General features: G+C 61.8%; 12 protein-coding genes. 5 read left to right on the top strand and 7 right to left on the bottom strand.

From position 1 onward, the window contains the following. Positions 1–138: 138 nt before the first annotated feature. From ahpF to ABE456_RS05310, 7 genes are all read right to left on the bottom strand, one after another. Positions 139–1,716, bottom strand: coding sequence for an alkyl hydroperoxide reductase subunit F (gene ahpF, locus ABE456_RS05340; RefSeq protein WP_346643023.1), 1,578 nt, complete (start codon positions 1,714–1,716; stop codon positions 139–141). Positions 1,717–1,842: 126 nt separating this feature from the next. After that, positions 1,843–2,406: an alkyl hydroperoxide reductase subunit C gene (gene ahpC, locus ABE456_RS05335; RefSeq protein WP_003250537.1), complete on the bottom strand. Its 564-nt coding sequence runs from the start codon at positions 2,404–2,406 to the stop codon at positions 1,843–1,845. Between the two features lie 268 nt (positions 2,407–2,674). Then, a complete protein-coding gene (gorA, locus tag ABE456_RS05330) occupies positions 2,675–4,030 on the bottom strand; it encodes a glutathione-disulfide reductase (RefSeq protein ID WP_346643022.1) in 1,356 nt (451 codons plus the stop codon). A gap of 97 nt (positions 4,031–4,127) precedes the next feature. Continuing rightward, the gene (galU, locus tag ABE456_RS05325; RefSeq protein WP_346643021.1) at positions 4,128–4,967 is read right to left on the bottom strand and encodes a UTP--glucose-1-phosphate uridylyltransferase GalU; all 840 of its coding nucleotides are present in this window, start codon (positions 4,965–4,967) and stop codon (positions 4,128–4,130) included. Positions 4,968–5,270: 303 nt separating this feature from the next. Then, positions 5,271–6,185 (bottom strand): c-type cytochrome, encoded by a 915-nt coding sequence (locus ABE456_RS05320; protein ID WP_346643020.1) that lies wholly within the window; start codon positions 6,183–6,185, stop codon positions 5,271–5,273. Beyond that, positions 6,182–6,832 carry a c-type cytochrome gene (locus ABE456_RS05315; protein ID WP_346643019.1) on the bottom strand — a complete coding sequence of 217 codons (651 nt, stop codon included), beginning with the start codon at positions 6,830–6,832 and terminating at the stop codon, positions 6,182–6,184. The genes ABE456_RS05320 and ABE456_RS05315 overlap by 4 nt, the downstream gene beginning before the upstream one ends. A gap of 145 nt (positions 6,833–6,977) precedes the next feature. Next, complete coding sequence (locus ABE456_RS05310) at positions 6,978–7,337, bottom strand: hypothetical protein (protein ID WP_346643018.1); 360 nt, start codon at positions 7,335–7,337, stop codon at positions 6,978–6,980. A 159-nt stretch (positions 7,338–7,496) separates the two neighbouring features. Here ABE456_RS05310 and ABE456_RS05305 point away from each other — a divergent pair, with 159 nt between their 5' ends. The 5 genes from ABE456_RS05305 to modB all read left to right on the top strand — a co-directional run bounded on the left by ABE456_RS05305 (position 7,497) and on the right by modB (position 10,635). Then, a complete protein-coding gene (locus tag ABE456_RS05305; RefSeq protein WP_003250918.1) occupies positions 7,497–7,799 on the top strand; it encodes a DUF1883 domain-containing protein in 303 nt (100 codons plus the stop codon). A 7-nt stretch (positions 7,800–7,806) separates the two neighbouring features. After that, the gene (locus ABE456_RS05300; protein ID WP_003250919.1) at positions 7,807–7,977 is read left to right on the top strand and encodes a hypothetical protein; all 171 of its coding nucleotides are present in this window, start codon (positions 7,807–7,809) and stop codon (positions 7,975–7,977) included. A 51-nt stretch (positions 7,978–8,028) separates the two neighbouring features. Next, the gene (locus tag ABE456_RS05295) at positions 8,029–9,105 is read left to right on the top strand and encodes a nitronate monooxygenase (RefSeq protein WP_346643017.1); all 1,077 of its coding nucleotides are present in this window, start codon (positions 8,029–8,031) and stop codon (positions 9,103–9,105) included. 91 nt (positions 9,106–9,196) lie between these two features. Beyond that, positions 9,197–9,955: a molybdate ABC transporter substrate-binding protein gene (gene modA / locus ABE456_RS05290; RefSeq protein ID WP_346643016.1), complete on the top strand. Its 759-nt coding sequence runs from the start codon at positions 9,197–9,199 to the stop codon at positions 9,953–9,955. Next, positions 9,955–10,635: a molybdate ABC transporter permease subunit gene (gene modB, locus ABE456_RS05285; RefSeq protein ID WP_346643015.1), complete on the top strand. Its 681-nt coding sequence runs from the start codon at positions 9,955–9,957 to the stop codon at positions 10,633–10,635. Before modA ends, modB begins: the two co-directional genes overlap by 1 nt.

The raw sequence follows: 10,635 nt of genomic DNA, 5'->3' as shown, positions 1-10,635 counted from the left end.
ACGGTGAATGGCAGCTTGTGCTCCCACACGTGCTCAAGGCACCTCCGGCATTCAGCTTGCCATTCACCGCTCTCACTCCAGATTCTAATCCCCTCTCAAGACACAAGCGGCTTTAGCCGCGAAGGGGCCGGTACAGGCTTATGCCGGTGCCGAAGTGCGGATCAGGTGGTCAAAGGCAGCCAGCGAGGCCTTGGCACCCTCACCCACCGCAATCACGATCTGCTTGTACGGCACGGTCGTCACATCACCCGCCGCAAACACACCCGGGATGCTGGTCTGGCCCTTGGCGTCGACAATGATCTCGCCACGCGGCGACAGCTCGATGGTGCCTTTCAGCCAGTCGGTGTTAGGCAGCAGGCCGATCTGCACGAAGATACCTTCCAGCGCCACTTCGTGCTGCTGCTCGGTGGTGCGGTCCTTGTAGCGCAGGCCGGTCACTTTCTCACCATTGCCCAGCACCTCGGTGGTCAGCGCACTGGTGATCACTTTCACGTTCGGCAGGCTGTGCAGCTTGCGTTGCAATACCGCATCGGCACGCAGCTGGCTGTCAAACTCGATCAGCGTCACCTGGGCGACGATACCAGCCAGGTCGATAGCTGCTTCCACGCCCGAGTTGCCACCGCCGATTACCGCCACGCGCTTGCCCTTGAACAGCGGGCCGTCACAGTGCGGGCAGTAGGCCACGCCACGGGCGCGGTATTCCTGCTCACCCGGCACGTTCATTTCGCGCCAGCGGGCACCGGTAGCCAGGATCACGGTCTTGGCCTTGAGCGATGCGCCGCCCGCCAGGCGTACTTCGTGCAGGCCGCCAGCGGTAGCCGGGATCAGCGCTTCACCGCGCTGCAGGTTCATGATGTCGACGTCGTACTGCTTGACGTGCTCTTCCAGCGCCGTGGCCAGCTTAGGCCCTTCGGTTTCCTGCACCGAGATGAAGTTCTCGATGGCCAGGGTATCGAGTACCTGGCCGCCGAAACGCTCGGCAGCGACACCGGTGCGGATGCCTTTACGCGCGGCGTAGATGGCAGCAGCGGCGCCAGCGGGACCACCGCCGACCACCAGCACGTCGAAAGCGTCCTTGGCGTTGATTTTTTCGGCTTGGCGGGCGCCGGCATTGGTGTCGATCTTGCCGAGGATTTCTTCCAGGCCCATACGGCCCTGGCCAAATAATTCGCCGTTCAGGTAGATGCTCGGCACCGCCATGATCTTGCGCGATTCCACTTCAGCCTGGAACAACGCACCGTCGATGGCCACGTGGCGCACGTTGGGGTTGAGCACCGCCATCAGGTTCAGCGCCTGGACCACGTCCGGGCAGTTCTGGCACGACAGCGAGAAGTAGGTTTCGAAGGTGAACTCGCCTTCCAGCGCCTGGATCTGCTCGATCACTTCGGCACTGGCCTTGGACGGGTGGCCGCCAACTTGCAGCAGCGCCAGCACCAGCGAGGTGAATTCGTGGCCCATGGGGATGCCGGCAAAACGCAGGCTGATGCTTTTGCCATCAAGGGCAGCACCCGGGCGGTTCAGCGAGAACGATGGGCGACGGGCGTCGGTACCGTCCGCGCTGAAGGTAATGAGGTTCGACAGGCTGGCAATTTCTACCAGCAGGTCATGCAATTCGCGGGACTTCGCGCCGTCGTCGAGGGAGGCAACGATCTCGATCGGCTGGGTGACCCGCTCCAGGTAGGTTTTCAGTTGCGATTTAAGCGTGGCGTCCAACATACGGGCGATTCCTTTTTTCAAAACTCGGATACAAAAACGCCCAGGCGAGGTCGCCCGGGCGCTTTTACGGGGCGGTAGGTACTTCAGCTTTGGCGGCTGCTTACCGCCCGCGACTGGTTCACAGTCTTAGATCTTGCCGACCAGGTCCAGGGATGGAGCCAGGGTTGCTTCGCCTTCTTTCCACTTGGCCGGGCAAACTTCGCCTGGGTGAGCGGCAACGTACTGGGCAGCCTTCACTTTGCGCAGCAGTTCGGCAGCATCGCGGCCTACACCACCGTCGTTCAGTTCGACGATCTTGATCTGGCCTTCCGGGTTGATCACGAAGGTACCGCGATCGGCCAGGCCGGCTTCTTCGATCAGCACGTCGAAGTTGCGCGAGATGACGTGGGTCGGGTCACCGATCAGCGGGTATTCGATCTTGCCGATGGTGTCCGAGGTGTCGTGCCAGGCTTTGTGGGTGAAGTGGGTGTCGGTGGACACACCGTAGATTTCCACGCCCAGTTTCTGGAACTCGGCGTAGTTGTCAGCAAGGTCACCCAGTTCGGTCGGGCAGACGAAGGTGAAGTCAGCCGGGTAGAAGAACACGACAGACCACTTGCCTTTCAGGTCGGCTTCGCTGACCTGTACGAACTCGCCCTTGTGGTAGGCGGTGGCGTTGAACGGTTTGACTTGGCTGTTGATGATTGGCATGAGAGACGCTCCTTCATGGGGTTGGAATCAGTTGATGGATAGAATCCTAACTAATCATCCCGCTGAAGGCTCATTGGCAAAGCTCATGCTTGCGATTGGTTTTGGCTATAACCGGGGTTAATTAATAGAAGGGAATGGGCTGAGCAAAGGATTGCGCAATATTCAAGGGCCTCATCGCCGGCAAGCCAGCTCCCACAGGTACAGCACAAGGCCAGAAACCTGTGCTGTGCCTGTGGGAGCTGGCAAGCCGGCGATGAGGCCAGTGGCATCAGCGGGTGACGGTGCGCATGGTCACGAACTCTTCGGCCGCCGTCGGGTGCACGCCAATGGTTTCGTCGAACTGCTGCTTGGTCGCACCGGCCTTCAGGGCAACGCCCAGGCCCTGGATGATCTCGCCAGCGTCAGGGCCAACCATGTGACAACCCAGCACCTTGTCGGTCTCGGCATCGACCACCAGTTTCATCAGGGTCTTTTCCTGGATGTCGGTCAGGGTCAGTTTCATGGCGCGGAAGCGGCTTTCGAACACCTGAACCTTGTGCCCGGCCTCCAGCGCCTGCTCCTCGGTCAGGCCCACGGTGCCGATTGGTGGCTGGCTGAACACCGCGGTGGGGATGTTCTGGTAGTCCACCGGGCGGTACTGCTCAGGTTTGAACAGGCGCCGCGCCACCGCCATGCCTTCGGCCAGGGCCACCGGCGTCAGCTGCACGCGGCCAATTACATCACCAATGGCGAGGATTGACGGCGCAGTGGTCTGGTACTGCTGGTCGACGCGAATGTAGCCACGCGCATCCAGCTCGACGCCGGTATTTTCCAGGCCCAGGTTGTCCAGCATCGGGCGCCGGCCAGTGGCATAGAACACACAATCGGTGAGCAACTCGCGGCCATCCTTGAGGGTAGCCTTGAGGCTGCCGTCTTCGAGCTTGTCGATGCGCTGGATGTCGGCATTGAACTGCAGATCAAGGCCGCGCTTTTCCAGCTCTTCCTTGAGGTGGGTGCGCACCGAGCCATCGAAGCCACGCAGGAACAGATCACCACGGTACAACAGCGTGGTGTCGGCCCCCAGGCCCTGGAAGATGCCGGCAAACTCGACGGCGATGTAGCCACCGCCCACCACCAGCACCCGGCGTGGCAGGGCCTTGAGGTAGAAGGCTTCGTTGGAGGTAATGGCCAGTTCCTTGCCCGGAATGTCCGGTACCTGTGGCCAGCCGCCGGTGGCGATGAGGATGTGCTCGGCGCTGTAGCGCTGGCCCTCCACTTCCACTTCATTGGCCCCGGTCAGGCGGGCATGGCCCTGCAGCAGGGTTACCCCGCTGTTGACCAGCAGATTGCGGTAGATGCCGTTGAGGCGCTCGATTTCCCGGTTCTTGTTGGCAATCAGGGTGCCCCAGTCGAAGTGCCCTTCTTCCAGGGTCCAGCCGAAGCCTGCGGCCTGCTCCAGTTCGTCAGCGACGTGCGCGCCGTACACCAGCAGCTTTTTCGGCACGCAGCCAACGTTGACGCAGGTGCCGCCCAGGTAGCGGCTTTCAGCCACTGCCACTTTTGCGCCAAAGCCGGCAGCAAAGCGCGCTGCGCGCACACCGCCGGACCCGGCGCCAATCACGAACAGATCAAAATCGTAGGCCATGTATTCACTCTCCTAGGCAGGCGCCCAGCATAACGCCGTTGGCCGCCGCAAACAAAAAAGCCACCCCGAGGGGTGGCTTTCAGGCCAGCAGGGCTTATCAGTAAGCCTTGCCAGTCTTGTAGAAGTTCTCGAAGCAGAAGTTGGTCGCCTCGATGTAGCCTTCAGCGCCACCGCAGTCGAAACGCTTGCCCTTGAACTTGTAGGCGATCACGTTGCCTTCGGCTGCTTGTTTCATCAGCGCGTCGGTAATCTGGATCTCGCCACCTTTGCCCGGCTCGGTCTGTTCAATCTTCTCGAAGATGTCTGGGGTCAGGATGTAGCGACCGATGATCGCCAGGTTCGACGGAGCGTCTTCCGGCTTCGGCTTCTCGACCATGGCGTCGACGCGGAAGATGCCGTCCTTGATCTCTTCACCAGCGATGACGCCGTACTTGTTGGTTTCTTGCGGATCGACTTCCTGGATGGCGACGATCGAGCAGCGGTACTTCTTGTACAGCGCAACCATCTGCTTGAGCACGCCTTCGCCGTCGAGGTTGACACACAGGTCGTCCGCCAGCACAACGGCAAACGGCTCGTCGCCGATCAGCGGGCGGCCGGTCAGGATGGCGTGGCCCAGGCCTTTCATTTCGGTCTGGCGGGTGTAGGAGAACGAGCACTCATCGAGCAGGCGACGAATACCGACCAGGTATTTTTCCTTGTCGGTGCCCTTGATCTGGTTTTCCAGCTCGTAGCTGATGTCGAAGTGGTCTTCCAGGGCGCGTTTGCCGCGACCGGTAACGATGGAGATCTCGCTCAGACCAGCATCCAATGCTTCTTCAACGCCATACTGGATCAGTGGCTTGTTGACCACCGGCAGCATTTCCTTGGGCATGGCTTTGGTAGCAGGCAGGAAACGAGTGCCGTAACCGGCTGCCGGGAACAAGCATTTTTTGATCATAAACGTCCTTACAAAAGGCTAGGCCTGTGGAATTCGGCGCAGTCTAATCAGGCGGCAGTCACCTTACAATGCCTCACCTGTTGCCGACCGATGGGAAGATAGAGATAACCCAGTGTAGATAGTTCCGGGGGATCGTAAATATTACCGTCATACATGACCATTGGATGACAGCAAATCAGGGGTTGCCTATACCGGCCCTATCGCCGGCAAGCCAGCTCCCACAAGGGCCTCCACAGCTTCTGAAGGTCATGCAGTACCTGTGGGAGCGGGCATGCCGGCGAAGAGGTCGGTACCAGCCATGGATCAGCTACCGGTGCCCTGCCCGATCATCACCCCATCCACCTTCTGCCCATACAGGTTCACCCCGTCATTGGCATGGTACTTCACCCGCGTCTTCTCGACGGAGCCCTCCACCAGCCGCGGGTCCTGTGGCCGTTCATGGCGGTTGATCCACGCCGCCACGTCCCAGGCCTGCTGGTCGCTGAGGCTACCCGGCTTGCCCAGCGGCATGTTGTACTTGATGAACGACGCCGCCGTATTGATACGGTGCATGCCGGCACCCCAGTTGTAGGAGTCCTTGCCCCACAGTGGCGGCATCACATATTCGCCAGCCACCTGCTGCCCTTCGCCGTTGTCGCCGTGGCAAATCGCACACTGCTCACGGTATACCTGCTGGCCGCGCTTGAAGTCATACCCGCCCTGGGGCTGCGGCACCTCCGGGTAACCGCGCCCGGCGATCTCCACGCCGGTCGGCGCCTTGGTCGACAGCCAATATGAGTACACCGCCAGCGCCGTCATCTGTGGGCTGTCGGCGGCCGGTGGCTTGCCGTTCATACTGAACTGAAAACAGCCCTGGATACGCTCGGCGAAGGTGTTGACCTTGTCGTTTTTCTTGCGGTACGCCGGGTACATCGGGTAGGCGCCCCACAGCGGCGCAGAATGCGCCAGCCGCCCCTGGTCGAGGTGGCAGTTGCTGCAGTTCATGCCGTTGCCCACGGCCTCGGGCATCAGCCGGCGGGTGTCGACGAACAAGGCATGGCCTTCGCGCACCATCTTGCCAAAGGCATTGTCGGGCAACTCGCTTTCAGCGGGCGGCACGAACTGCGGTGCAGCCTGCACACCGGGCACCTTCAACTGTGACTGGTCTTCCATGGCGATCGGCGCGGCCTGGGCGCTGCCCATGGCCAGCAGCAACAAGGCTGGAATCATCGGTTTCATGGCTTGACCTCCTGGCTGGCGGGGCGGGCGAAGAACTCGGCAACGGCCTTGATCTCGTCATCGGTCATGGCCTTGGCCACACCGACCATCAGTTGGTTGGGGTCATTGCTGCGGCTGCCGTCGCGCCAGGCATTGAGCTGCGCCACCAGGTAGCTGGCAGGCTGGCCGGCCAATGGCGGGAAGTGCTCGCCAACCCCGGCGCCACCCGGCCCGTGGCATTGCACACAGCCGGGGATGTTCCGGTTCCAGTCGCCGTACAGGGCCATGCGGGTGGTGGGGTCATCGGCGATCTGCTGGCGGCGCAGGTCGCTGGCAGGGTCGGCCTTCAAGCTGGCCAAATAGGCGCTGACCGCGTTGATCTCATCTTCGGTCAGGGCCTTGGCCAGTGGCTCCATCACTGGCTGCTTGCGGCTGCCACTGCGCCAGTCATGCAATTGTTTGCTCAGGTAACCGGCAGGTAACCCGGCCAGGCGGGGGAAGCCGGCAGCAGCAATGCCCTTGCCGTCCGGGCCATGGCAACCGAGGCAAGCCATGGCGGCGGGGTTGGCCCCGCCCTGGGTGAAGATTTTCTGGCCATCGGCGGCATGCGCCACGGGCCAGGCCAGGATCAGCAGGCTGCCGACCACGACGCGACTCAACGGTGTCATCACGAATCTCCATTTCTTTTGTTATAAGCTTAGGCTTAAAAAACATAAGCAAATGGATACTAGCCCTGTAAGGGAAATCGCAACAACGCCAGGCCGGCCGATCAGATAGCCAATTGCCCGTTAACCGCCGTTTACTTGCCTCAGATCAACTTCCGGAGATGCATCGGGTAGCTGCCGTGCGCACGTCCCCCAGGCGCAGCGGGAAGTTGTTCAGCCGCTCGTACAGCTTGATGCTGCTGCCGCTGCCGCGCTCATCGATATCCACCAGTGCCGCCGGGCCGACACCTGCCGTGACTTTCTGCGGCACAGTCAGGCGCAGGCCGTGGCCGCGCTTTTCTTCCACGAGCGGATCGCGACTGTCGGCAAGCTTCGCCTTGACGCAATCGGCATACTCGCGCGGGGTCTTGCCTGAGATTACATCCAGGGTCGCATGCGATTGCTCCAGCTCGGAAACACTGACACAACCTCCCAGCGCCAATGTCAACGCGGCCACCATCCACTTCATCTGTCACACCTCAACCTGTACGAACCCGGTTCGACCACGGCCAGGCGGTTTTGCTCCGTGCTTTGGCACAATTATCTACGCCTGGCGATCAGCGCGGCAGTGTAACGGCACATCGTGGTATCGTTTGCCTTTGCTGAACCAAACCTTGCGGAGCATCACATGAAATTCGTACACCAGCGCGAGCACCTCAACGAGGACGACATCGTCGTCATCGAGTGCTCCCAGCGCTGCAATATCCGCCTGATGAACGACGCCAACTTCCGCAGCTTCAAGAACGGCGGCCGTCACACCTACCACGGCGGCCATTTCGAGAAGTTTCCGGCGAAGATCACCGTGCCTAGCACCGGCTTCTGGAACATCACCATCGATACCGTTACCACCCGCCCGATCTCGGTCACCCGCAAGCCAACCCTGACCCACAAGATCAAGATCATCCGTCGTTCGTCGTCGAAACTCAGATAAGGCCGCCATGACCCAGACCATCAAGTACGTCATCAAATACAAGCTCGACGGCCAGCGCCGCTGGGACTTCGCGCTGATGCCCGATGCCTCGCAAGAACAAGCACTGGAAGCCCTGCGCAAGATCCACGGCGACGATGCCGAGAAGATCAGCGACATCCAGGTCAGCAAGGCCCTGTAACAACCGCCGCATGCCCCCGCCGTACCGTTTGCCCCACGCAAGGAGAATCGCATGAGCCACTGGCCCGACCGCCGTATCCTCGACCTGCTGGGCATCGAGCTGCCCATTCTGCAGGCGCCCATGGCGGGGGCGACTGGCTCGCCCGTGGCCATTGCCGTGGGCCTGGCCGGCGGGCTGGGCGCCCTGCCCTGCGCCATGCTCACCGGCGAACAGCTGCGTGCCGAAATTGCCGCGTTCCGCGCTGGCTGTCCGGGCCGCCCGTTGAACCTGAACTTCTTCTGCCACCAGCCGCCAACGCCTGATGCCGAGCGCGATGCACGCTGGAAGCAGGCCCTTGAACCTTACTACAGCGAAGTGGGTGCCGATTTCGCGGCGCCTACGCCGGTATCCAACCGTGCACCTTTCGACGAACAGAGCTGCCAGCTGGTCGAGGAACTGCGCCCGGAGGTGGTGAGCTTCCACTTCGGCCTGCCGCAGGCCGAACTGCTGCAGCGGGTCAAGGCCAGCGGTGCCAAGGTGCTGTCCAGTGCCACTACCGTGGAAGAGGCCGTGTGGCTGGAGCGCCACGGCTGTGACGCGATCATCGCCATGGGTTATGAAGCCGGTGGCCATCGCGGCATGTTCCTCAGCGACGACATCACCAGCCAGATAGGCACCTTCGCCCTGGTGCCGCAGGTGGCCGATGCGGTCAGCGTGCCGGTGATTGCCGCTGGCGGCATCGGCGACCACCGCGGCCTGGTGGCGGCACTAGCCTTGGGTGCGTCTGCCGTGCAGATCGGCACGGCTTACCTGTTCTGCCCCGAAGCCAAGGTTTCGCCGGCACATCGCCAGGCGCTGGACAGCGCGCCTGCCAGCGATACGGCGCTGACCAACCTGTTCACCGGGCGCCCGGCACGCGGTATCAACAACCGCCTCATGCGTGAGCTGGGGCCGATGAGTACGCTGGCGCCGCGCTTCCCGCTGGCCGGTGGGGCATTGATGCCGTTGCGGGCGATCACCGACCCGCAGGGCAACAGCGATTTCAGCAATTTGTGGTCGGGGCAGGCGTTGCGCTTGGGCAGGCATTTGCCGGCTTGGGAGCTGACACGGGAGATTGCCGAAAAGGCGCTGGTCGTGGTCGGCCGTTAGGCATCGTTTGAAGCAGGCCCGGCCCCTTCCCGGCAAACAGCCTATCGCTATATAGTTGAAGATATAACGATAACCCCAAGGAGCTGTCTTCATGCGTATCCGCCCGTCCCACCTGGCCGTCACTGCCCTGGCCAGCCTGTTTGCCTTCAACACCGCCTGGGCCGATGAAGTTCAGGTCGCGGTCGCAGCGAACTTTACAGCACCTATCCAGGCCATTGCCCAGGACTTTGAAAAAGACACTGGCCACAAGCTGGTCGCCGCCTACGGCGCCACCGGGCAGTTCTACGCACAGATCAAGAACGGCGCACCGTTCGAAGTGTTCCTTGCCGCCGACGACACCACCCCGAAAAAGCTTGAAGACGAAAAGGAAACCGTCCCCGGTTCGCGCTTTACCTACGCCATCGGCACCCTGGCCCTGTGGTCGGCGAAGGAGGGCTACGTAGATGCCAAGGGTGAAGTGCTGAAGAAGAACGCGTTCAAACACCTGTCCATTGCCAACCCCAAAGCGGCACCTTACGGCCTGGCCGCCACCCAGGTACTGGACAAGCTGAAGCTTACCGATGCCACCAAGGGCAAGATCGTCGAAGGCCAAAACATCACCCAGGCCTTCCAGTTCGTCTCCACCGGCAACGCCGAGCTGGGCTTCGTCGCCCTGTCGCAGATCTACAAGGACGGCAAGGTGACCAATGGCTCGGCCTGGATCGTGCCGTCCAACCTGCACGAGCCGATCCGCCAGGACGCCGTGATCCTCAACAAAGGCAAGGACAATGCGGCCGCCAAAGCGCTGGTCGAATACCTCAAAGGCCCAAAAGCCGCAGCGGTGATCAAGTCCTACGGTTATGAAATCTGATGCCACTGGATGCCAGTGACCTGGGCGCGATCTGGCTGACCATCAAACTGGCCAGCCTGACCACCCTGATCCTGCTGATCATCGGCACACCCATCGCCTGGTGGCTGGCGCGCACGCGCTCATGGCTACGCGGGCCGGTGGGCGCCGTGGTCGCCTTGCCGCTGGTGCTGCCGCCGACGGTGATCGGCTTCTACCTGCTGATCGCCCTCGGCCCGCATGGCTGGCTTGGCCAGGCCACCCAGGCCATGGGCCTGGGGACCGTGGTATTCAGCTTCACTGGCCTGGTGATCGGTTCGACCGTGTATTCCATGCCATTTGTGGTCCAGCCGCTGCAGAATGCCTTTGGCGCCATCGGCCAGCGCCCGCTGGAAGTGGCGGCAACGCTACGCGCCAGCCCTTGGGACACCTTCGTCCATGTGGTGCTGCCGCTGGCCCGCCCTGGCTTCATCACTGCCAGCATCCTCGGCTTCGCCCACACCGTGGGCGAGTTTGGCGTGGTGCTGATGATCGGTGGCAACATCCCCGACAAGACCCGCGTGGTTTCGGTGCAGATCTTCGATCACGTCGAGGCCATGGAGTACGCGCAAGCCCACTGGTTGGCAGCTGCCATGCTGGTGTTCTCTTTCCTGGTGCTGCTCCTGCTGTACGCCGGACGCCGCGGCAAAGCAGGCTGGAGCTGA

The organism is Pseudomonas sp. TWI929 (assembly GCF_039673335.1).
Classification (GTDB): Bacteria; Pseudomonadota; Gammaproteobacteria; order Pseudomonadales; family Pseudomonadaceae; genus Aquipseudomonas.
Note: the sequence above shows the minus strand (reverse complement) of the source record. Positions and strands in the feature narration are given on the sequence as shown.

Coding starts and splice junctions, on each gene's coding strand:
- ahpF (WP_346643023.1), bottom strand. CDS start 1,716: ATGTTGGACGCCACGCTTAAATCGCAACTGAAAACCTACCTGGAGCGG.
- ahpC (WP_003250537.1), bottom strand. CDS start 2,406: ATGCCAATCATCAACAGCCAAGTCAAACCGTTCAACGCCACCGCCTAC.
- gorA (WP_346643022.1), bottom strand. CDS start 4,030: ATGGCCTACGATTTTGATCTGTTCGTGATTGGCGCCGGGTCCGGCGGT.
- galU (WP_346643021.1), bottom strand. CDS start 4,967: ATGATCAAAAAATGCTTGTTCCCGGCAGCCGGTTACGGCACTCGTTTC.
- ABE456_RS05320 (WP_346643020.1), bottom strand. CDS start 6,185: ATGAAACCGATGATTCCAGCCTTGTTGCTGCTGGCCATGGGCAGCGCC.
- ABE456_RS05315 (WP_346643019.1), bottom strand. CDS start 6,832: ATGACACCGTTGAGTCGCGTCGTGGTCGGCAGCCTGCTGATCCTGGCC.
- ABE456_RS05310 (WP_346643018.1), bottom strand. CDS start 7,337: ATGAAGTGGATGGTGGCCGCGTTGACATTGGCGCTGGGAGGTTGTGTC.
- ABE456_RS05305 (WP_003250918.1), top strand. CDS start 7,497: ATGAAATTCGTACACCAGCGCGAGCACCTCAACGAGGACGACATCGTC.
- ABE456_RS05300 (WP_003250919.1), top strand. CDS start 7,807: ATGACCCAGACCATCAAGTACGTCATCAAATACAAGCTCGACGGCCAG.
- ABE456_RS05295 (WP_346643017.1), top strand. CDS start 8,029: ATGAGCCACTGGCCCGACCGCCGTATCCTCGACCTGCTGGGCATCGAG.
- modA (WP_346643016.1), top strand. CDS start 9,197: ATGCGTATCCGCCCGTCCCACCTGGCCGTCACTGCCCTGGCCAGCCTG.
- modB (WP_346643015.1), top strand. CDS start 9,955: ATGCCACTGGATGCCAGTGACCTGGGCGCGATCTGGCTGACCATCAAA.